At 69.7% G+C, this 21,863-nt stretch carries 19 protein-coding genes and 2 pseudogenes; 15 read left to right on the forward strand and 6 right to left on the reverse strand.

Features of this window, described 5'->3' with window-relative positions; genetic code table 11:
- Window positions 1–184 precede the first annotated feature (184 nt).
- A pseudogene (locus tag E4N62_RS32235) lies at window positions 185–1,022 on the forward strand (hypothetical protein).
- A gap of 224 nt (window positions 1,023–1,246) precedes the next feature.
- Here the strand turns inward: E4N62_RS32235 and E4N62_RS32240 are convergent.
- Entirely contained in the window at window positions 1,247–1,504 is a 258-nt protein-coding gene (locus tag E4N62_RS32240; RefSeq protein WP_230219997.1) for a mycoredoxin, read from the reverse strand.
- Window positions 1,505–1,721: 217 nt separating this feature from the next.
- Between E4N62_RS32240 and E4N62_RS32245 the strand changes: the two genes are divergently transcribed.
- From E4N62_RS32245 to E4N62_RS32265, 5 genes are all read left to right on the forward strand, one after another.
- Window positions 1,722–3,944, forward strand: coding sequence for an ATP-dependent DNA helicase UvrD2 (locus E4N62_RS32245; RefSeq protein WP_230219998.1), 2,223 nt, complete (start codon window positions 1,722–1,724; stop codon window positions 3,942–3,944).
- Between the two features lie 164 nt (window positions 3,945–4,108).
- Window positions 4,109–4,432, forward strand: coding sequence for a hypothetical protein (locus tag E4N62_RS32250; RefSeq protein WP_045559069.1), 324 nt, complete (start codon window positions 4,109–4,111; stop codon window positions 4,430–4,432).
- A 173-nt stretch (window positions 4,433–4,605) separates the two neighbouring features.
- Window positions 4,606–4,974, forward strand: coding sequence for a WhiB family transcriptional regulator (locus E4N62_RS32255; RefSeq protein WP_005480495.1), 369 nt, complete (start codon window positions 4,606–4,608; stop codon window positions 4,972–4,974).
- A complete protein-coding gene (locus E4N62_RS32260; protein ID WP_230219999.1) occupies window positions 4,971–5,294 on the forward strand; it encodes a hypothetical protein in 324 nt (107 codons plus the stop codon). Before E4N62_RS32255 ends, E4N62_RS32260 begins: the two co-directional genes overlap by 4 nt.
- A 147-nt stretch (window positions 5,295–5,441) precedes the next feature.
- Window positions 5,442–5,651, forward strand: a complete 210-nt coding sequence (locus tag E4N62_RS32265) for a hypothetical protein (protein ID WP_230220000.1) — start codon at window positions 5,442–5,444, stop codon at window positions 5,649–5,651.
- Window positions 5,652–5,672: 21 nt separating this feature from the next.
- Here the strand turns inward: E4N62_RS32265 and E4N62_RS32270 are convergent, their stop codons facing one another.
- Window positions 5,673–7,025, reverse strand: a complete 1,353-nt coding sequence (locus E4N62_RS32270) for an AarF/ABC1/UbiB kinase family protein (RefSeq protein ID WP_230220001.1) — start codon at window positions 7,023–7,025, stop codon at window positions 5,673–5,675.
- Window positions 7,018–8,284 (reverse strand): annotated as a pseudogene (locus E4N62_RS32275) (TOMM precursor leader peptide-binding protein). Before E4N62_RS32275 ends, E4N62_RS32270 begins: the two are co-directional and overlap by 8 nt.
- Before the next feature lie 217 nt (window positions 8,285–8,501).
- On the opposite strand from E4N62_RS32275, the gene E4N62_RS32280 reads away from it, so the two are divergent.
- The 4 genes from E4N62_RS32280 to E4N62_RS32295 all read left to right on the forward strand — a co-directional run bounded on the left by E4N62_RS32280 (window position 8,502) and on the right by E4N62_RS32295 (window position 12,416).
- Complete coding sequence (locus E4N62_RS32280; RefSeq protein WP_215448890.1) at window positions 8,502–9,098, forward strand: M48 family metallopeptidase; 597 nt, start codon at window positions 8,502–8,504, stop codon at window positions 9,096–9,098.
- A gap of 253 nt (window positions 9,099–9,351) precedes the next feature.
- Window positions 9,352–10,950, forward strand: a complete 1,599-nt coding sequence (locus E4N62_RS32285; RefSeq protein WP_230220002.1) for a TerD family protein — start codon at window positions 9,352–9,354, stop codon at window positions 10,948–10,950.
- A gap of 8 nt (window positions 10,951–10,958) precedes the next feature.
- Entirely contained in the window at window positions 10,959–11,636 is a 678-nt protein-coding gene (locus tag E4N62_RS32290) for an AIM24 family protein (protein ID WP_215448892.1), read from the forward strand.
- Between the two features lie 27 nt (window positions 11,637–11,663).
- A complete protein-coding gene (locus tag E4N62_RS32295) occupies window positions 11,664–12,416 on the forward strand; it encodes an AIM24 family protein (RefSeq protein ID WP_230220003.1) in 753 nt (250 codons plus the stop codon).
- Window positions 12,417–12,601: 185 nt separating this feature from the next.
- Here the strand turns inward: E4N62_RS32295 and E4N62_RS32300 are convergent, their stop codons facing one another.
- Entirely contained in the window at window positions 12,602–13,117 is a 516-nt protein-coding gene (locus E4N62_RS32300; RefSeq protein WP_230220005.1) for an NUDIX hydrolase, read from the reverse strand.
- Window positions 13,114–14,532, reverse strand: coding sequence for a zinc-dependent metalloprotease (locus E4N62_RS32305; RefSeq protein ID WP_230220007.1), 1,419 nt, complete (start codon window positions 14,530–14,532; stop codon window positions 13,114–13,116). Before E4N62_RS32305 ends, E4N62_RS32300 begins: the two co-directional genes overlap by 4 nt.
- A 190-nt stretch (window positions 14,533–14,722) precedes the next feature.
- Between E4N62_RS32305 and E4N62_RS32310 the strand changes: the two genes are divergently transcribed.
- The 4 genes from E4N62_RS32310 (at window position 14,723) to E4N62_RS32325 (ending at window position 18,024) form a co-directional block, all read left to right on the forward strand.
- Window positions 14,723–15,835: an SDR family oxidoreductase gene (locus E4N62_RS32310; protein WP_230220009.1), complete on the forward strand. Its 1,113-nt coding sequence runs from the start codon at window positions 14,723–14,725 to the stop codon at window positions 15,833–15,835.
- A 46-nt stretch (window positions 15,836–15,881) separates the two neighbouring features.
- On the forward strand, window positions 15,882–16,340 hold the full coding sequence (locus E4N62_RS32315) for a molybdenum cofactor biosynthesis protein MoaE (RefSeq protein WP_230220011.1): 459 nt from the start codon (window positions 15,882–15,884) through the stop codon (window positions 16,338–16,340).
- Window positions 16,341–16,524: 184 nt separating this feature from the next.
- Window positions 16,525–16,689 carry a hypothetical protein gene (locus E4N62_RS32320; protein ID WP_179201718.1) on the forward strand — a complete coding sequence of 55 codons (165 nt, stop codon included), beginning with the start codon at window positions 16,525–16,527 and terminating at the stop codon, window positions 16,687–16,689.
- A 237-nt stretch (window positions 16,690–16,926) separates the two neighbouring features.
- Entirely contained in the window at window positions 16,927–18,024 is a 1,098-nt protein-coding gene (locus E4N62_RS32325) for a PDZ domain-containing protein (RefSeq protein WP_230220013.1), read from the forward strand.
- A 170-nt stretch (window positions 18,025–18,194) separates the two neighbouring features.
- On the opposite strand, the gene E4N62_RS32330 is transcribed toward E4N62_RS32325, so the two are convergent.
- Window positions 18,195–18,737: a PPA1309 family protein gene (locus E4N62_RS32330; RefSeq protein ID WP_268269932.1), complete on the reverse strand. Its 543-nt coding sequence runs from the start codon at window positions 18,735–18,737 to the stop codon at window positions 18,195–18,197.
- A gap of 163 nt (window positions 18,738–18,900) precedes the next feature.
- On the opposite strand from E4N62_RS32330, the gene E4N62_RS32335 reads away from it, so the two are divergent.
- Window positions 18,901–21,831 (forward strand): UPF0182 family protein, encoded by a 2,931-nt coding sequence (locus tag E4N62_RS32335; RefSeq protein ID WP_230220325.1) that lies wholly within the window; start codon window positions 18,901–18,903, stop codon window positions 21,829–21,831.
- The last annotated feature ends 32 nt before the right edge of the window (window positions 21,832–21,863 follow it).

Raw genomic sequence — 21,863 nt, forward strand, 5'->3', positions numbered from 1 at the left:
AGCCCTCGTACTCATGGGGAACGACAGCATCAGCGGATCGGGCAATTCGACGCTTGCCGGGCGATTCGCGAACGGCCACTTGGTCGAGCGACCCGAGAACGACGCAGCCTGATCACCAGTCAGCCGATCCACAGCTCTTGACAATTACTCGGCTTTCGCGACCGCAGCTCAGCTCTGGAGTGCGGTGGTCGCGAGCCGTGTCAGACCTGCGTGCAACACTGCGGTCCATGTTCTCTCTGATCTCACTTTCGACCAGTGGCGATCCTTCGAATTGCCTACCGCACGCCGCGTCGCCGAGGAGGCCGCTGGCTTGGTTGACGGTCGGGTGACACCTTGAGACCACGGAGCACCTCGGTGCTCCGCTTCATCGCATCCGGATCGAGCGGAACGGACAGGAATTCGCTCTGATACCCGGAGGGCCGGTGTCCCTCGGCTTCGACCTGAACAGTTGGCAACCGACCCCGCAGCAGACTGTCGACTACGCCGAGAGCCTGGAGCAGGGCTTCGGCTACGGATCCGACCTGCGGGCCCACCTCGCGCAGGTGCTCAGCCCCCGCCGGAGCGTCGTCTTGGCCACTGTGCTCATGGCTGTGGAGGATGAGAACCTGACCGAGTTGCCTGCTGGCATGCCGGCTGTTCTCGCGGCTCGTGGCCTGCGGATGCCGAGCCCCGACGAGTGGGAGCACGCTTGTGGAGCTGGGGCAGAAACCCTGTTTCGGTGGGGGAACGACTGCCCCCTCGACCGCATCCCCTACGGGGACCGCACGGACCCGCAGAACCAGCTGAACGCCTTCGGTCTGCGCATCGCCTACGACACCTACCGCACGGAGTTGACCAGCGACGTTACAGCGGTCCACGGCGGAGACGGTGGCGAGTCCGTGTGCGGCGGCTACGGCCACATGCTGGCATGGCTGCCGCTGGCCACCGCCAATCGCAACCCATCCATGGTCGAGTTCGTGTATGGCCCGGATGGTGAGGACCTTTGCGAGGACTTCTCTACTCGGCCTGTGCTCGCGCTCTGAACCTACGGCTTTGCTACCGCGCGCTCAGAGGTTCTGTCGGTGACGGCCACCAGGTGGAACGCTCAGTCTCTCTGCGCCCTGTGCAGGGAGCGTTCAGGAAAACGGCCTCGCATCTACAGCGGTGGTTGCCGGGGGCGGGCCTTGGTCCTGCCGCTGCGGTCTCCCCGGGGCACACAAGACCCCCGATCGGCGTCAGACCGGTCGGGGGCTGCGTCTCGCAAGGGTCAGACGCCGAGCGCCTGCTTCACCTGGGCAAGGCTCGGGTTCGTCATCACGACCTCAGTGCCACCACTGGAGGGAACTACCTGAACGGTCGGGACCGTCTGGTTCCCGCCGTTCGCCTTCTCCACGAACGCGGCGGACTCCGGGTCGTGCTCGATGTTGATCTCGTTGTACGTGATGCCCTCGCGGTCCATCTGGCTCTTCAGCCGACGGCAGTAGCCGCACCACGTGGTGCTGTACATCGTCACAGTGCCCGACATGTCCCTGGCGCTCCTTCACGGTCTGAGGGGTGCGTGGTCGCAGTGAGTGGAACGTACGCGACAGGCCCACCATTCCCCCGCTCGGGTGGCGTCCACCACCCCTGCCCCCGCGTCACCACACCGGAACACAGCGGCGCCTGCCGCATTAGTACGACTACGAGGGCCTGCCTGTGGACAACTTGCTCAGCCGTCTCCGGCGACCTGGCAGCATGGCCATGTGACAGCAGCAACGCATTCCACCCTCTTCCCGCGGGTCCCCGACTCGGCCGACGCGGTGCTCGAAGGGCTCGACCCCGAGCAGCGCGCGGTCGCCACCGCCCTGCACGGTCCGGTGTGCGTGCTGGCCGGCGCCGGTACGGGCAAGACCAGGGCGATCACCCACCGTATCGCCTACGGAGTGCGGGCCGGCATGCTCCAGCCCGCCAGTGTGCTCGCCGTCACCTTCACCAACCGCGCCGCCGGAGAGATGCGCGGCCGTCTCCGTCAGCTCGGCGCCGCCGGGGTCCAGGCCCGGACCTTCCACTCGGCCGCGCTGCGCCAACTCCAGTATTTCTGGCCGAAAGCGGTCGGCGGCGGCATGCCGCGCATCGTCGACCGCAAGATCCAGCTCGTCGCGGACGCCGCCGCAGCCTGCCGCATCCGTCTCGATCGCAACGAACTACGCGACGCGGCCGCCGAGATCGAGTGGTCGAAGGTCACCCGCACCGTCCCCGCCGACTACGCCGCCGCGACCGCCAAGCACGGCCGCGAAGCCCCCCGCGACCCCGCGGAGATCGCCCAGATCTACGCCACGTACGAGGACCTGAAGCGCGAACGGGCCGTCATCGACTTCGAGGACGTCCTCCTGCTCACGGTCGGTATCCTCCAGGACCGCCACGACATCGCCGAGCAGGTCCGCTCCCAGTACCAGCACTTCGTGGTCGACGAGTACCAGGACGTCAGCCCTCTCCAGCAGCGCCTGCTGGAACTGTGGCTCGGGGACCGGGACGACCTGTGCGTCGTGGGCGACGCCAGCCAGACGATCTATTCGTTCACCGGCGCAACTCCCGACCATCTGCTCGACTTCCGCCACCGCCACCCCGGGGCCACCGTCGTCAAGCTCGTCCGCGACTACCGCTCCACGCCGCAGGTGGTCCACCTGGCCAACGGCCTGCTCTCCCAGGCCCGCGGCCGCGCCGCCGACCACCGCCTCGAACTGATCTCCCAGCGACCCCCCGGCCCCGAGCCCCGGTACACCGAGTACGCGGACGAGCCCGCCGAGGCCGAGGGCGCAGCCCGCCGCATCCGCGACCTCATCGCCTCCGGAGTCCCCGCCAGCGAGATCGCCGTCCTGTTCCGCACGAACTCCCAGTCCGAGACCTACGAACAGGCTCTGGCGGACGCCGGAGTGCCCTACCAGCTGCGTGGCGCGGAACGATTCTTCGACCGCCCCGAAGTACGCAAGGCGGGGGCCGCGCTGAGGGCGGCCGCGCGCTTCGGCGGCAACGACACCCTCCTCGAGGACGCCGTCGACCTCCCCTCGCAGGTACGGGCCGTGCTGTCCGGCGAGGGCTGGACCGGCGAACCACCGGCGGGCTCCGGAGCGGTCAGGGAACGCTGGGAGTCACTGGCGGCCCTGGTGAACCTGGCCCATGACTTCGCCGCCGCCAAGCCCGACGCCACACTCGGCGACCTGGTCACGGAGCTCGACGAACGGGCGGGCGCCCAGCACGCCCCGACCGTCCAGGGCGTCACCCTCGCCTCGCTGCACTCCGCCAAGGGCCTGGAGTGGGACGTCGTCTTCCTCGTCGGGGTCGCCGAGGGCATGATGCCGATCACCTACGCGAGGACGGACGAACAGATCGAGGAGGAGCGACGGCTCCTCTACGTGGGCGTCACCCGCGCGCGCGAACACCTCTCCGTCTCCTGGGCCCTGTCCCGCTCGCCCGGCAGCCGTCCCAACCGCCGCCCCAGCAGATTCCTCAACGGCCTGCGCCCCGGGTCGACCGCCACCGTGGGACGGACTGGCACGGGCGGCCCCGGGGGCGTCGAACCGGGCTCCCCGGGCGGCCGGACGGGTGACCTCGGGGGCGGTGCCGCGGCGGGGGCGCCACGCCGCACCAGCCGGACCCCGGCCCGCTGCCGGGTCTGTGGGCGCACCCTGCGGGACGCCGGCGAGATGAAGCTGATGCGCTGCGAGGACTGCCCCTCCGACATGGATGAGGGCCTCTACGAGCGCCTGCGCGAGTGGCGCGCGGTCCAGGCGCAGCGCAGCGGCCAACCCGACTTCTGTGTCTTCACGGACCGGACACTGATGGCGATCGCGGAAGCGGGGCCGAGCACTCCGGTTGAACTTGGTCGCATCCCCGGCGTCCGCGCCCGCAAGCTGCAGCGCTACGGCGCCGATGTTCTCGACATCTGCGCAGGTCGGGAGCCTGGGTACGAGGACGAGAACGACTGATACGAACTCGTCGAAAAAATAGTTTGCGCATGCCCCAGCAATCCCCATAGGTTCTTAGGCACGAGAGCAGCGGCCTTCTCGAAGGCCCTGGTTTCGTGATGTACTTCATATCCGTCGGATCGGTTCATCCCGGTCCCCATAGACGCCGAGAGGAGGCGAGTCCAGTGATCAGCATCAACACCAGCTACATCAGCACGGTCAAAATGACCGATCGCTCGGCCGTCTCCCTGTGCATGCTCGGCGTCTCGAACCTGGGCACCGGTCTGTCCGCCATCAGTGGCGGCCGTCCGGCGTCCTCCGTGTCTCTGGCGGGTCTCCCCGTCCGTGAGCGCAATGAGCGACCGACCAAGGCACTGGAAGCAGCAGTAGAGGCACAGGCCCAGGCCTATGCCTTCGCGGCGGCCGGTGCCGGATTCCGGAAGCAGACGACGCAGCACCACCTGATGTGGGCCTTCCGTGGGCCTGAACCCTGGAGTGATCCAGCCTGATCGACGATCAGGCCGGCGCCTTCAGGGCCGCGGAACCCCATCCGGGATCCGCGGCCCTTCTGTTTGTCCCTGACCAGGGGCTACAGAGCGAAGGGGCCTCGGGACAAGAAAAGAACCCGGTACCAGCCGCCACCGGCCAACAGGCCGGAACGACCAGACGAGGAAGACGAACCGTGCAACTCGAAGCGCACGCCCCGTCCGTACCGCCTTCCGAAACGATCCCCCCGCCCGGCCTCACGGAGGACTCCACCTTGACCCCGCTCACCGCGCTCACCGCGCTCGACGACGCCATCGAGAACCTCGGCGTACCCGTCCCCTGCCGCTCCTACGACCCGGAGGTCTTCTTCGCCGAGTCGCCGGCCGATGTCGAGTACGCCAAGTCCCTCTGCCGCACCTGCCCGCTGATGGAGGCCTGCCTCGCCGGCGCCAAGGAGCGGCGTGAGCCCTGGGGCGTCTGGGGTGGCGAGCTCTTCGTCCAGGGTGTCGTCGTGGCCCGCAAGCGGCCTCGTGGTCGCCCGCGCAAGAACCCGGTCACGGCATGAACATCACCGGAACGATCGACCGCCCCCTCACGCACGACCCCAAGAAGCAGGCCCCGATGAAGCCGTCCACGAGCGAGCCCGCTGGCTCCGCGACACCTGATTTCACCACCACCGGTGCGAACGCCTCGCGCCAGAACAGGACCCGAGAGATGCATCTCATGCCAGAAGCCCTGGCTCGTGCGCATATGCACGAGCGCCTGCGCCAGGCTGAGCAGGAACGCCGGGCCATGCGCCTGGCGGTCGCTCAGCGGATGCAGCGCCGGGCCGAGCGCGCCTCGCTGCGCGCCCGCCGTGCGCTCGCCATGGCGGTCATGCAGTAGTCGCCACACGGCGACCGGCATGACCCGGCCTGGACAGGCACATCACCACCACCAGCAGTGGCTCCCCGCGGGGGCCGGTCCGAAGGGACCGGCCCCCGCGGTGCGTTGTGCCCACGGATCCGCCGAGAGCGGCGATATCGTCGCCGAGTGACGAGTCTTTCCGGGGACAGTGACCAGGGCGGCCCCGCCGCGGAACCCCAGACCCTCGTGTGCGCCCGCTGCGGCACCACCGCCGACGCCCCCCGACCTCTGTGGACCTGTTCCGTGGAGAACGGCGCACGGCGCTACTTCTGCAAGACGTGCGCCAGGGAGAACCTGCGAGCGATCGAAGGCAGGCTGGACTCGGCCTGGTGGTGAACCCGCCCTCGACCGGACCGGCTACGCCTCCGCGGCCGACTCGCCCTCCTCCTCCGGCAGGAAACCCGGCAGCCACTCCTCCAACTCGTCGCGCATACGGACCGTCGCGCCGAGCTGGCACAGGACGCCGATGGTGCTCAGGGTCACCCGGTGGATGAGGAGGTAGGACGGGGGCAGGTTCAGCTGCTTGCCCAACTGGTGGGCGGGGGAGCGCGGGTCGGCGATCCGAGCGGCCTGGCTGCGCATCCAGCCGCGGGCGAAGGTGAACTCGTCCGCCCGGACCGGTTCGATGATGGGGTGCAGATAGTCGAGGACGGCGTCCGGGTCCAGCTCTATCGACTCCTTCACGAAGCCTTCCGTACAGAGCATCTCGTAGACCGCTTCGGCCTCGCCGTCGATGGTCAGCCGCAGGGCCTCGCCGATCGGGGCCGGCAGGCCACCCGGCAGTCGGTCCACCGTGCCGAAGTCGAGGACGCCGAGGCGCCAGCCGCTCTTCTCGTCCGGCAGCAGACGGAAGTTCCCCGGGTGCGGGTCGGCGTGCAGGAGACCGGTGCGGGCCGGACCGGAGAAGAGGAAGCGGGTCAGCAGCTGGCCCGCCCGGTCGCGCTGCTCCTGAGTGCCGTCGGTGATCACCTCGGACAGAGGGGTGCCCTCCATCCATTCGGTCACCAGCACCTGCTCGCACTGGTGCACCACGGCCGGGACCACCACGTCCGGGTCGTCCTCGAACTCCTCCGCGTGCGCCTGCTGGGCCTGGGCCTCCAGGCCGTAGTCGAGCTCTTCGGAGACCCGGTCCCGCAGTTCCGCGATGAGCGGCTTGATGTCCATGCCGGGGATCAACGGGCCCAGCAGACGCGCGAACCGGCTGAGTTGACCGAGATCGGAGAGGAGGGCCTCGCCCGCGCCCGGGTACTGCACCTTGACGGCGACCTCTCGGCCGTCGTGCCACACCGCTCGGTGCACCTGGCCGATGGAGGCCGCGGCGGCCGGCTTGTCCTCGAACTCCAGGAACAGCTCCTGCCAGTCCGCACCGATGCGCTCCTCCAGCACGGCGTGCACCGTGCGGGTCGGCATCGGCGGTGCCGCGTCCTGGAGCTTCGTCAGAGCCGCCCGGTAGGGGCCCGCGACCTCCTCGGGAAGAGCCGACTCGAAGACGGACAGGGCCTGCCCGAACTTCATCGCGCCGCCCTTCAGCTCGCCCAGGACCTTGAACAGCTGCTCCGCCGTGCGCTGCTGGAGTTCACGGCCCACGAGCTCCGCCGACTCGCCGACGATTCGCTTGCCGAGTCCCCAGGTGGCCCGGCCTGCGATGCCGAGCGGAAGCGCGGCGAGCTTGGCGGTCCGGGTGACCGCCTTCCGGGGAAGATCAGACATGCGCCCTCCAACTCCCAGCAGGCCGTGCCGCGTGTGCCTTGCGGGACAACCTCGTTGACCGCTGATGCCCCGCCATTGTCTCGTGCGCATCCCCCTCCTTTGCGGTGTGTTCCCCGTTACCTTTCCCGGCGGCACCGTTTTCAGCGGCTGTGCAGGAACATGTGGGGTGCGGCCACACCGGACGCGGGTGCCAGTCCAACCCCGGTAGTGAGACCTCCCAGCGGGCGCCCACGCTGGACGGAGTCCGCCCGTCCAGGAAGGCGAGCGCGTGCGCCGCGGCCAGTCCGGCGACCGTCGTGGCCAGGGCCAGGTCGCACGCCTCCAGCTGGTGCGGACGTCCGGACCGCCACTGTGCGACCAGCCGCGGCCATGTCTCGTCGCTATCGGTGCGGCTCTCTTCCAGGCAGCCCGCGCAACCCGTCTCACCGGGCAGGACCAGAGGGCCGACCACGCCCGTCCCCTCGACCACACCCGCGTAGAGGTGTGGCGTACCCGAGGAGACCAGCGGCTCGGCGGCCATGGGCCTGGGAGCGTGGACATCGACACCGTCCCGCGGGGCGAGGATCACCAGCGAGAACCCGGACTCCTCGCGGAGACGGTCCCGTGTCCGCTCTTCTGCCGACGGAGCGGAAGAAGGCCGGGAGCCGCGGCGACGCCGGGGCGGACGATCGGGCGCCGCGTGCCGGGCGGCCCGCCGGGCCGCCGCGTCCCTGCGTTCGCCGATCGATTCGGCCGACAGCCCACCCGGTGCCACGTCACACGGCTCCACCCGGCCGACATCGCGGACGTCGACCTCGCCGACCCCCGCACCCGACAACAGGGAGGCGAGCACCGATCCCACCCGCCCGCACCCCGTACCTGCACTCTCAGTGATCGGCGCGCGGCCAGACGATCCATGGCGTCGCCCGGCTCGAGGTGATCAGAGAGAGCGTGGCGGCGTCGGGCCGCAGTCGGTCCAGGACGTCCGGTTTGGCGCGCAGGTCGTCAGCGGCCGGGCCGCCGCCCGTCGCGTCGTCCAGCAGACCGGACCGGGACAAGCGATCCACCAGGCCGTCCACATGACCGTCCGGCAGACCCATGCGGCGTCCCTCGTCGCGCAGGAGCGGCAACCCTCGTGTGCCGTCGAGCAGGGCGAGGAAGCTGCCCGTCGTCGTGTCCATCGGGCCCAGCACCATGGCGTGCGCCGGTGCCAGACCGAATTGCACGGTGTTGAGATCCCGCCAGCCGCGCCGGAGCGCGGGCTTCACCATCGGATGCATGATCGGCCCCCGTAGCCAGAGATCGGTTCCGTCCGCCGACGGAGCGAGTGCCTGGTCCGCCGACGAATGCCAGCATGCACGGACAGCGACGATGCCTGTCGAGAGTTGTCCACAGGCGACGGCATTCGTCGTACAAATCAGGCGCTCGGGGTGCGGATCGATATCGAACCGTCCCGGAGGCGGGACTTCCCCCGTGTGCAGCGGGTAACGTCGGGGCGTGCCCGCCGACCCACTGCACCGCGCCGCTAAGCCACCGCGCAGCACGACGAGCCAGCCGCCGAGCGGCTCGGGGGCGAGCGCGATCGAGGTTCGCAGGAGCGCGCGACGGCGCAGAACGGTCTCCGCGTACCGCGAGGGCGATCGCACCGTCGTGCTCATCCCCGCACGGATGTCCGAGGCGGAGGAGCAGCGCTGGGTGACGGTCATGCTCGACAAGCTGGCCGCGCAGGAGAGCAAGAGGCGCCTCGGCGACACCGAGCTGTCGGAGCGGGCCGCCCGGCTCTCGGACCAGTACTTCGGCGGTCGCGCCCGGCCCACGTCCGTGCGCTGGGTCACCAACCAGAACACCCGCTGGGGATCGTGCACCCCGGCCGAGGGCAGCATCCGTCTCTCGCACCGGCTGCAGGGTATGCCGGAGTACGTCGTCGACTACGTCCTCCTGCATGAACTGGCACATCTGCTCGTACCGGGGCACGGCCCCCGCTTCTGGCAGCTGCTGGACGCCTATCCGCGCACCGAGCGTGCTCGGGGCTACCTCGAAGGGGTGGTCGCCGCCGACCGGCTGCCCCACCTGCCCGTCACACGGGACGAGTGACACCTCGCGCGGCCGTTCGCTGGGAAACGGCCCGTGACCTGCGGCCCGAAGGTGCCGCACGGCGGGTGCCCCGAGCGGGGGTGTCACGGAACAGGCGCTTCACGCGCGCGTGTGCGTTTGTGGAACCGGTGACCGAAGTCGCGCTTTTGTACCGTCTCTGTACCGGCCTCGTACGCCCCAGGACTTTGCGGTTAGCCTGACGCGACGCACTCGCAGGCGCACGCACTTTCGGGATGGGGGACGGTCGTTACGCATGGCCAGGGAATTCCAACGCGGCCACAAGGCCAAGATCAGTGACCTCACCGCGGGTACGGATCTGTATGTAGGTGTACAGATCTCCGCCCCCGGGCTGACCTTCGACATCAGTTGCTTCGGACTGGACGCCGACGAACGGCTCTCGGACGACCGCTACTTCGTCTTCTTCAACCAGCCGAAGACCCCCGAGGAGTCCATCCAGCTCCTGGGCTCCCAGTCCGGGGACACCGAGTCCTTCCGTGTCACCCTCGACAAGATCCCGCCGCAGATCCAGAAGCTGTCCTTCACGGCGACGATCGACGGCAACGGGCAGATGTCGCAGATCGCCCCCGGTTACGTCCGTATCGTCGCGGGCGGCGAGGAAGTGGCCAGGTATCCGTTCGACGGCTCGGAGTTCTCCACCGAGCGTGCCGTGATGCTGGGCGACTTCTACCTGAAGGACGTCTGGCGGTTCGCGGCCGTCGGGCAGGGCTTCGACGGCGGCCTCGACGCGCTGCTGAAGAACTTCGGCGGCGAGGTCGCCGAGGAGCAGCCCGCCGCACCGCAGCAGCCGCAGGCCGACGCAGCGCCCGGCTTCGCCCGCCCGCGTTCGGCGCCCCGCGGCTCCGGCCGCCCCGGCGCCCGCGCAGCCGTTCGCGCCCCGGCGCCCTCGCCCTCCGTGCACGCCGCTCCGACGATCGCCGCGCCCCTGCACATGCCGCCCGGCGGCACCGTTCCGCCCCGGCCGCCCGCCGCAGGGCGGCCCGTTCACCCGCCCGGCGCCCCGCCGCAGGGTGGGCCCTTCACGCCTCCCGGTGCCGCGCCACACGGCGGCCCCTTCACCCCGCCGGGAGCGGCTCCGCAAGGCGGCCCGTTCACGCCCCCGGGCGCGCCGGGTGCCTTCCCGGGCCAGGCACAGCCTTTCGGCGGCGGGACGCAGCTCGCGCCGGTGCCGCCGGAGGCAGGGCTGCGAGTCGTACTGACGAAGTACTCCGAGGCCCCCGTCGGGGACCGCTGGACCGAGCAGAACCCGCAGCTGGTGCGGGCTACGCTCACCAAGGGCGCCAACATCCTCGCCAAGCAGGGCAGCATGGTCGCCTACCAGGGCGACATCGACTTCGCCCACAAGGGTTCCGGCCTGCTCGGCAAGTTGACGGGCCAGCTCACCGGCCAGGGCATGGCCCTCATGCGGTGCTCCGGGGACGGTGAGGTGTTCCTCGCCGACGAGGGCAGCCACCTCTTCGTGATCCGCCTGGAGAACGAGCAGCTCTACACCAGCGCGCGCGGAGTGCTTGCCTTCGACGAGTCACTGGACACCGAGATCCGCCGTATCGAGGGCGTGGGACTGCCCGGCGGCGGCCTGTTCAGCATGCTCTTCTCCGGTACGGGAGCGGTCGTCGTCAAGACGCGCGGCGTTCCCGTCGTGCTGCCTGTCGGACCGGCCACCTACGTCGACGGCAACGCCGTCATCGCCTGGTCCGCCGGTGCACAGGCCGTCACCACGACCTCGCTCAGGCTGCGCCGCTCCGGGTACGCCCGGCAGACCCAGGAGGCCGTCAACCTCCAGTTCCGCGGCGCCCCCGGCAACTTCGTCGTCGTCCAGCCCTTCGAGGTGTGAGGCAGAGCATGGACCTCCAGACACTCAACGCGCACCGCTCCGCCTCCACCGGCGTCCGTATGAGCGTGCACAGCTCCAAGACGCTCAAGGTCACCATGGTCACCGGCCAGGACCTCCTGGCCAAAGCCGGCTCGATGATCGCGTACGACGGCTATGTGCAGTTCGACGGCCCGCCCGCCACGCTGCGGCGCAGCGCGGAGGAGATGGTCACCGGCGAGGGCGGCAAGCTGATGCTCTGCCGCGGCGACGGGGACCTGTACCTCGCCGACTACGGCGGCGACGTCCTCGTCCTCCACCTGAACAACGAGGCGCTGTCGGTCAACGGCCCGACCCTGCTGGCCTGCGACGCCTCCCTCCAGCTCTCGATCGAGCCGGTCAAGGGCCTCGCCAAGCTCTCCGGCTCGGGCCTCACCAACCTCGTGATCCGGGGCACGGGATGGGTCGCCCTGGTCAGCCGGGGCGTGCCGATCTCCCTCGACTGCGCCGAACGGGAGACCTACGTCGACCCGGACGCGCTGATCGCCTGGACCGACGGCCTCGACATGAAGGCCCGTCGCACCATCAAGGCCGGCGCGCTCATCGGCCGGGGCAGCGGGGAGGCCTTCCAGATCGGCTTCAAGGGGCGGGGCTTCGTGGTCGTCCAGCCCAGCGAGGACACCGGCGACCGTTTCAAGATCCGTGGCTGACCGGGGCTGAGAGGAGAACAGCACACCATGCACAGCACACTCTTCGCGCACATCCCGGTGAACCACACCGAGCGCTACACACTGCAGAACCCGCAACTGCTCAAGACCGACATCACCATCGGCAGCAGTCCCGTCCTGGCTCGTCAGGGCGCCATGGTCGCGTTCGAGGGGCAGGTCGACTTCGACAGCCAGTACCGCAACCGCAGCTGGCGCAACGCCGAGCGGATGACCGGCGAGCGGCTCGAACTCATGCGCTGCAAGGGCAACGGGATCGTGTATCTCGCCAACTTCGCGCAGTACCTGCACATCATGGAGGTCGGCAGCGGCATCACCGTCGACTCCTCCGCCGTCCTGGCGTTCGACGGCTCGCTGAACGTCGGCATCGTCGCCGTGGACAGCGCCGTCGAGGTGGCCTCGGCGGGCGCGTACAACCTGGAGCTGTCCGGCGGCGGCAAGGTCGTCCTGATGACCTCGGGAGAGCCGCTCGCGCTCGAGGTGACACCCGAGAAGAACATCTGTGTCGACTCGGACGCCGTCATCGCCTGGTCCACCTCGCTGCGCACACAGCTCCAGGCGCCGACCTCCACGTCCGCCGTGTGGCGCCGCAGGGGATCCACCGGTGAGGGCTGGGAGATGCACTTCGGCGGTCACGGGCACGTCCTGGTACAGCCGAGCGAGCTGCTTCCGCCGCAGCACCTGCGGACGTCCGGAGTGCTCGGACAGTTCGGCATGGGCGCGGGCGGACTGAGCGGCAACTCCCTCGGGGGCAGCCGCAACTGAGCGAAGCGCCGATGGACGGGCGGGCCGTGCCCTTGAGGGAGCGGACGCCTCGTGATCGGGCGCATGTGTAAGGGGCGTTCCGCCTTGCGGACGCCCCTTACCGCGTTCGTGCCCCCGGCGGGGGCATGCCCACCGCCCGGCGGCATCATGCCGACAGGCCGCCACCGCCACGCGAAAGAGCGAGGTCAGAGCCGCGCCCGCGTGGCCTCCAACAGGCGGACGACCGAATCGTCGGCCACGGTCGGGACCTCGTCGTAGGTGAACCAGCGCAGGTCGAGGGACTCGTCGCTGATCGCTTCCACCGCGTCGGCCGGGGCGAGGGCCGCGTACTGGACGTCCAGATGCCAGGCGCACGGGGTGTGATGGCGGTCCAGGCGGACCGGGCCGCCCGGCAGGAGCGTCAGGCCGGCGATGCCGGACTCCTCCGTGGCCTCGCGCAGCGCGGAGTCCGCGAGGACGGTGTCCCCGGGCTCGCAGTGGCCGCCCATCTGGAGCCACATGCGCAGCTTCCTGTGGAGAGTGAGCAGCACCCGGCCGCGCTCGGGGTCGATCACCAGGCCGCTCGCCGTGATGTGTCCGGCGCCGCACGCCTTCCACATGCCGTCCGGGTGGGCCGCGAGGTGGTCGAGGTACGCCTGGCGCAGCTCGGCCTGATCCTCGTAGCTCTTCAGCACGAGGACCGCGTCGTCGTGCAGGCTCACTCGGTGTCGTCGTCCTTCTTCTTGAGGTCGGGCTTCTCGGTGGAACCGCCCCCGGCGGCCTCGCCGAGCATCTTGTCCAGCTCGGAGAAGTCCATCTGCTCGCGGTGGACGAAGCCGTCCGGGTCGTCCAGGTCGGAGGCGGTGGGCAGCATGTCGGGGTGGGCCCACAGGGCGTCGCGGCCGTCGACACCGCGCGCGTCCGTGAGGGACGCCCACAGGCGGGAGGCGTCGCGCAGGCGGCGGGGGCGCAGCTCCAGACCGATCAGCGTGGCGAAGGTCTGCTCGGCCGGACCGCCGGTGGCACGGCGGCGGCGCAGGGTCTCGCGCAGGGCGTCCGCGGACGACAGACGCGGCTTCGCGGCGGCGTGCACCACCGCGTCCACCCAGCCCTCCACCAGTGCCAGGGCGGTCTCCAGACGGGCCAGGGCCGCCTTCTGCGCCGGGGTGTCCTCCGGCTGGAACATGCCCTGCTGGAGCGCCTGCTGCAGCTCCTCGGGGTTCTGCGGGTCGAACTGCCCGACCACGTCCTCCAGCTTGGCCGTGTCGACCTTGATCCCGCGCGCGTAGCCCTCGACGGCGCCGAACAGGTGCGAGCGCAGCCACGGCACATGCGCGAAGAGACGCTGGTGGGCGGCCTCGCGCAGCGCCAGGTAGAGCCGCACCTCGTCCTTGCCGACGCCCAGGTCCTTGCCGAACGCCTCCACGTTCAGCGGCAGCAGCGCGGCCTTGCCGGCCGGTCCGAGCGGCAGGCCGACGTCGGTGGATCCGACGACCTCGCCCGCGAGCACGCCCACGGCCTGCCCGATCTGCTGGCCGAACATGGCGCCGCCCATCGACTTCATCATGCCGATCAGCGGGCCGGCCATGGCCTGCATCTCCTCCGGCAGGATGTCGCCCATGGCGCCGCCGACCCGTTCGGCCACCGGGTCGACCAGTTCCTTCCAGGCGGGCAGGGTCGCCTCCACCCACTCCGCACGGCTCCACGCCACGGCGGAGCCGGCACCGGACGGCAGGGACGTCGCGTCGTCCAGCCAGAGATCGGCCAGGCGTACGGCCTCCTGGACGGCGGTGCGCTCGGCGGGGCCGACGCTCTCGTCCTTCGTGCCGTCGGCGGTCCCCTGGGAGACCGTCTGGCGGGCGATCTGCTTGGCCATGTCCCAGTTCACCGGGCCGCCCTCGTACGAGAGCATCTGGCCCAGCTGCTGGAAGGCGGCGCCCAGGTCGGTGGGGTTCATGGAACCGAACATCGCGGCGAACGGATTGTCGGCGCCGGGGCCGCCGGCCCCGGGGAACCCGAAACCGAACGGGTTGGCCGGGCCCTGACCACCACCGCTCTGCTGGTCCTTCTTCTTGCCCTCGTCGCCGTCGTCCGGCTCCTCCGGCGGAAGGCCGAATCCGAATGGGGTGTCACTCACGGGATTCCTCGGCTGATAGGGCCATCGGGTTTCTCCGACGGCACGGCTGCCCGAACACCACCCAGCGTAGACACCACGGCGGGTTAAGGCCTCGGTGCTCCGCCGACCGAAGGCCTGCGGCAGGATGGATGCCACCTGGTACGTACGCGTCACCCGCGTTCGTACTGAAGACAACCGCTGGAGACGCCCGGTGAGTTCCCCAGATCCGCAGGTTCGCGCAGCGCGAAACCACGCAACCAGTCCCGCCGTGCGCGGGCCCGTCGTCGCGGTCACCGGTGCCGCGTCCGGCGTAGGAGCGCTGCTCACCGAGCGGCTCGCCGCGTCCGACGAGATCCGGCAGGTCGTCGCCATCGACGAGCGGCGCGGCGAGTGCGCGTCCGCCCAGTGGCACATCCTGGACGTCCGGGACCCGGCGATCGCCGAGAAGCTGCGCGGGGCCGACGTGGTGGTGCACCTCGCCGTCGACCTCGACCTGGGCACCGACTCGGCGGCCCGCAGCGCGTACAACGTGCGCGGGACGCAGACCGTGCTCACGGCGGCCGCCGCGGCCGGGGTGCACCGGGTCGTGCTGTGCACGTCGGCGATGGTCTACGGGGCGCTGCCCGACAACGAGCTGCCGCTCTCGGAGGACGCCGAGCTGCGGGCGACCGCCGAGGCCACGGGGGTCGGCGACCTGCTGGAGATCGAGCGGCTCGCGCGCCGGGCGCCGCGCGCCCATCCCGGCCTCAATGTCACCGTGGTGCGTCCCGCGACCCTGGTCGGAGGGACGGACACGGCGCTGACCAGGTATTTCGAGTCGCCGCGGCTGCTGGTGGTGGCCGGGTCGCGACCGGCCTGGCAGTTCTGTCACGTCGAGGACCTCTGCGGGGCGCTGGAGTACGCCGTGCTGGAGAAGGTCGACGGGGAGCTCGCCGTCGGGTGCGAGGGGTGGCTGGAGCAGGAGGAGGTCGAGGAGCTCAGCGGGATCCGGCGCATGGAGCTGCCGTCCGCGGTCGCGCTCGGGGCCGCCGCCCGGCTGCACCGGATCGGGCTCACGCCGTCACCGGCGGGGGACCTGGCGTACACGATGTACCCGTGGGTGGTGAGCGGGAGCCGGTTGCACGACGCCGGGTGGCGGCCGCTGTGGACGAACGAGGAAGTGCTCGCGGAGCTGCTGGAGGAGGTCGCCGGGCGGCACACCGTGGCCGGACGGCGGCTGGGGCGGAAGGACGCGACGGCCGCGGGTGCCGCCGGCGCGACGGTCGCGCTGCTGGGTACGGCGGCACTGGTGCGGCGGGCGCGGAAGGCGCGGGGCAGACGTTGACGGGTGCCCCGGCCGGTCCGGGGCGCGGGTGAGGCACGATGGGGGTATGGCTGTGAATGATGATCATCCTGGTGAGCGGGGCGCCGCGGAGCCCATCAAGCTGATCGCGATCCGGGAGACGGCGCTCTCCCTCGACGAGGTGTTCCGGGCGGTCGGGGACGACGCGGCCGGGGGGACCGCGCTGTTCGTGGGAACCGTGCGGAACCACGACGGCGGAACCGATGTCGACGAGCTCGGCTATTCGTGTCACCCGACGGCCGAGGCCGAGATGCGGCGGATCGCGGAGAAGGTGGTCGCCGACTACCCCGTGCGGGCGCTCGCGGCCGTGCACCGGGTGGGCGACCTGAAGGTCGGTGACCTGGCCGTGGTCGTCGCCGTGTCCTGTCCGCATCGGGGCGAGGCCTTCGAGGCGTGCCGCAGGCTGATCGACGACCTGAAGCACGAGGTGCCCATCTGGAAGCACCAGACGTTCTCGGACGGCACCGAGGAGTGGGTCGGCGCGTAGCGCCGTCGGTGGGGGTGGTGGTCGGGCGACGGGAGGGCGGGTCGGAGCTTGTTGATGGCGTGACCGGAATACGTCCATGTGCTTCCGGTTGCGTAACCCGGCCCTCGGCGAGAGCGTTGACGGGACGGACGGATAATCTGCTGATCAGTCAGTTGTGGTTGCTTCGTAGGGGTTGGGAGGCGGCATGGCGGCGCTCGCCTGGTTGCTGATTCCACTGGTGGCCGCGATCGGTGCCGGACTGTGGGGTGGCTGGGCCAGCCGGAATCGCAGGAGCATCGAGGACGGCACCGAGCTCGCGGGGTACTCACGCTTCCGCGAGGCCATGGAGCGGTCCCACACCGGCGGCTAGGGGGTGTTTCGAAAGTCCCGCACAGCACCCACGGCGCCCGGCACGCACTCTCGCCGCACCGGCCGAAACCCCAAGTACGTCCAGTACGAGGGCTTTCGTCCGGCACGCCGAGAGCACGCACCGGACACCGCGGGCACCGCACAGGACTTTCGAAACACCCCCTGGTGCCCACGCCCGCCGCCCCCGGACGGACGGCCCCGACGGTGCACTGACAGGCCTGTCCCGTACTGTCGTTCCATGCCACGCCGCACCGCGACGATGCTCGCCTCCACCCTGATGCTGATCGCGCTCCTGTGCGCGGGAGTGATCATTCCCGTGCCGTATTCGGAGATGTCGCCGGGGCCGACGGTGAACACGCTCGGGGAGCACGGTGGCGAGCCGGTGCTGCAGATCTCGGGACACAAGACGTACGCGACGACCGGTCACCTGAACATGACCACAGTGCGTGTGACCAGTGCCGACTACAGGATGAACCTCGTCGAGGCCGTGTACGGCTGGCTGGCACACGACAACAAGGTCGTCCCGCACGACACGCTCTACCCGGACGGCAAGACCGAGGAGCAGTCGACCCAGGAGAACGCCGAGGAGTTCAGCCAGTCCCAGGAGAGCGCCAAGGTCGCCGCCCTGAAGGAGCTGGACATCCCGGTGAAGTCCTGGGTGATCGTCTCCACCGTCCTCAAGGACTCACCGGCCGAGGGCAAGCTGCACGCCGGTGACGTGATCAAGTCCGTCGACGGCACGGCGGTCAAGGCGCCCGAGGACGTCGCGAAGCTGGTCACCAAGCACAAGCCCGGCGAGGACGTCGACTTCGTCATCGTGCCCGCCAAGGCGCAGGCCGCCGCCGAGAAGGCGAACAGGACCGCGACCGAGACCGAGACGGTCAGGATCACCACGGCCAAGTCCGACGACACGGGCGAGCAGCGGGCGATCGTCGGGATCTCCGCCGGGACCGACCACACCTTCCCGTTCACCATCGACATCAAGCTCGCGGACGTCGGCGGCCCGAGCGCCGGACTGATGTTCGCCCTCGGTATCTACGACAAGCTGACCCCGGGCAATCTGACGGGCGGCAAGTTCGTGGCCGGCACCGGCACGATCGACGACGAGGGCAAGGTCGGCCCCATCGGCGGCATCGAGATGAAGACGGTCGGCGCGCGTGACAAGGGCGCCGAGTACTTCCTGACGCCCAAGGACAACTGCGCCGCGGCCGCGAAGGACACCCCCGACGGACTCACCCTCGTCAAGGTCGACACCATCGAGGACGCCCTCGGGGCCCTCGGGGACATCCGCTCCGGCGACACGGCCGATCTGCCGAAGTGCACCACCAAGGGCTGACAGGAGCGCAGTGACGGCGCACGCGCGCGTGGGGGCGCCCTCCGGGCCGGAGGGCGCCCCCACAGTCGTAGATCGGATCGTCGTAGATCTGAGTGCCGTGGACCCGACCGTCGTGGATCCGATCGTCTCGGACCCGGCCGTCGTCGGCCCGAGCGTGGTGCGGCCGGGGATCAGTCCACGAAGGTCGCGGACAGGGCCTCCGCCAGGCCCGGGACCAGTTCGGGGCCGGTGAGGACCTCCGTCGGGGTGTCCTTCTCACGCAGGCGCAGGGCCGAGTCGCGGGAGCCGTCGCGCAGGACGGCGACCGTCATCCGGACCTCCTGACGGTCGGGGTGGGAGGCCACCCACTTGGTGAGCCGGGCCCCGTCCAGGTTCTCCGGGACGGACGCCTCGGCGGACGGCGGCAGCATCAGCCGCTCCACGGTCAGGGCGCAGCCGACCACCGCGTCGGGCCAGGCGATGGTGCCGAGGAACTCGTCCAGCGCCTGGCCCGCGGGAATCTCGTCCTGCTCGATCGGGGTGAGACCCACGGTCTCGGACTCGTCCTGCAGGCCGAGCTGAGCCGCGAGGGCGGGTTCCTGGGACCGCAGACGCGCGGTATCCACCAGGGCGAAGAGGCGAGCGGGCTGGTCCCAGCCGAGGCCCGAGGCGTACTCGTCGATCTCGAGCACCGCCCGGGTGAGGGGGTTCGCTGCCATGGGAGTGTTGGACATGGTCACAATCCTGCCTCGTTCGTTCCCGGAAGCGGGAACCGAGTAAAGCGTGAGTAAGTTGCATAGGTGAGGCCCCTACGATCACGGGGCCCGCTGGAGGGTCCGTAGACGCGGGCCTGACGTATCGACAGCGAACTTCGAGGTGCGCACCTTGGCTTTCCAGATGCCGGACCGCGGCGGAGGCCCGACAGGGCCGCGGATCAGAGTGGGCCGACCGTCCCGACGTGTCCGGACCCTGCTCATGACGCTGGGCGTTCTTGCCGTCCTCGGCATGGCGTTCGTCATGTTCGCGGGGTTCTGGACGGACTGGCTCTGGTACCGGTCGGTGAAGTACTCCTCCGTCTTCACCACCACGTTGTGGACGAAGATCGGGCTCTTCTTCGTCTTCGGGCTGCTGATGTCGGCCTCGGTCGGCTTCAACATCTGGTTGGCGCACCGGCTGCGGCCGCCGCTGAGCGCGATGTCGATGGAGCAGCAGAGCCTCGACAGGTACCGCATGGGCATCGCGCCCTACAAGAAGTGGCTGCTCCTCGGGATCACCGCCCTGGTGGGCCTCATCGCCGGCGCCTCCGCCTCCGGGCAGTGGCGCACCTGGCTGATGTGGGTGAACGGGGTGCCCTTCGGGCAGAAGGACCCCCAGTTCGACCTGGACGTGGCCTTCTACGCCTTCGACCTGCCCTGGTACCGCTTCCTGCTCGGCTTCGGCTTCGCCGCCGCCGTGCTCTCGGTGATCGCCGCCGCGCTCACGCACTACCTCTACGGCGGCCTCAGGGTCACCTCGCCGGGCGCGCGTGCCACCGCCGCGGCCACCGGGCACCTGTCGGTGCTCCTCGGCATCTTCGTCGCCCTGAAGGCGGTCGCCTACTGGCTCGACCGCTACGGGCTCGCGGTGAAGTCCAGCGACTTCAAGGCCACGGGCAACTGGACCGGCCTGCGGTACGTCGACGCGAACGCGTACCTGCCGGCCAAGACGATCCTGTTCTGCATCGCCGTGATCTGCGCGTTGCTGTTCTTCGCCACCATCTGGCGGCGCACCTGGCAGCTGCCGGTCATCGGCTTCGGTCTGATGGTCCTCTCCGCGATCCTCATCGGGGGGCTGTACCCGGCCATCGTGCAGAAGTTCCAGGTCCAGCCGAACGAGCAGGCCAAGGAAGCGCCGTACGTCGAGAAGAACCTGGCGGCGACCCGACAGGCCTACGGCATCGACGGGACCGACGTCCAGGAGTACGCGGGCACGAGCACCACGCCCAAGGCCACCCTCCGTGAGGACGCCGACACCACGGCCAGCATCCGCATGCTCGACCCGAACGTCGTCTCGCCGACGTTCCAGCAGCTCCAGCAGATGAGGAACTACTACGCGTTCCCCACCAACCTGGACGTCGACCGCTACAGCAATGAGGACGGCGCTGAGCAGGACACGGTCATCGGTCTGCGCGAGCTGAACCTCGCCGGCATTCCCAAGAACAACTGGATCAACGACCACTTCCGCTACACCCACGGCTTCGGAGTGGTCGCCGCCAAGGGCACCGAGGCCACCTCCGGAGGCCGCCCGGTCTTCACCGAGTCCGACCTGCCGTCCAAGGGCGACCTGGGCAAGTACCAGCAGCGGGTCTACTACGGCGAGAGGACCACCCAGTACTCGATCGTCGGCGGGCCCCAGAAGGAGATCGACTACTCCGACGACAGCGGTGAGAAGACCACCAGCTACAAGGGCGACGGAGGGGTCAACCTCTCCAGCCCGGTCAACCGGGCCGCGTACGCGGTGGCGTTCAACGAGCCGCAGATCCTCTACTCCGGCGCCATCGGCGAGGGTTCGCGGATCCTCTACAACCGCACGCCCAAGGAGCGCGTCGAGGCGGTCGCCCCATGGCTGACCATCGACGGCGACGCCTATCCGGCAGTCATCGACGGGAAGATCCAGTGGATCGTCGACGCGTACACGACGACCAACGGCTACCCCTACGCCTCCCGCACCACCCTGGGTGACACGACGGCCGACTCGTTGACCGCGGACAACAGCCAGCGCGCGGTGGTGGCCCAGCAGAACCAGGTCAACTACATCCGCAACTCGGTGAAGGCGACCGTCGACGCGTACACCGGTGAGGTCAAGCTCTATCAGTGGGACACCCAGGATCCGGTCCTGAAGACCTGGATGAAGGCGTTCCCGAACACGGTGGAGCCGAAGAAGGAGATCTCCCCGTCCCTGGAAGCCCATCTGCGGTACCCGCAGGACCTGTTCAAGGTCCAGCGCGAACTGCTGACCCGCTACCACGTCAAGGACGCGGACACGTTCCTCAGCGGCAGCGAGGTGTGGCAGGTTCCGGACGACCCGACCAACACGTCGGGCAACGCGGTGCCGCCGTACTACCTGAGCATGAAGATGCCCGGTCAACAGGAGCAGGCGTTCTCGCTGACCACCACGTTCACACCGAACGGTCGTGACAACCTCAGTGGTTTCATGGCGGTCAACGCCGAGGCGGGCACCAAGGACTACGGCAAGATCAGAATTCTGAAGGTGCCGACGAGCGAGGCCATCGAGGGACCCAAACAGGTCCAGAGCCAGTTCAACTCCCAGCAGGACATCGCCGAAACGATCAGCTTGCTCAAACGTGGTGACTCGGAGGTCGAGTACGGCAACCTCTTGACGGTCCCGCTCGACGGCGGACTGCTCTACGTGGAACCCGTCTATGTGCGAGGCGGCGGGCTCAAGTACCCGTTGCTGCGCAAGGTGCTGGTCACCTACGGCGGCAACACGGCCTTCGAGGACACCCTCGACGCGGCGCTCAACAAGGTGTTCGAAACCGAGGGCACGCCGACCGAGCCACCGCCGGACGACCCCGACGAGGGCACCGACGAGCCGCCGACGTCGGGCGATCCGACGGTCCAACAGGCGCTGGAGCAGGCTCAGAAGGCGTTCGACGAGGGGCAGCAGGCCCTCAAGGACGGCGACTGGGAGGCGTACGGCCGGGCCCAACAGGACCTGGAGGACGCGCTGAAGCGGGCCGAGGACGCGCAGTCCAAGGCCGACGAGACCGGCGGCAGCGGCAGTGAGGACAGCGACCAGAGCGGCGACGGAGGCTCCGGAGGCGGCTGATTCAAGGCTCCGTCCCGCGCCGTGGTACGGTT

Origin of the sequence: Streptomyces sp. MNU76 (genome assembly GCF_020982545.1) — a bacterium.
Classification (GTDB): Bacteria; Actinomycetota; Actinomycetes; order Streptomycetales; family Streptomycetaceae; genus Streptomyces.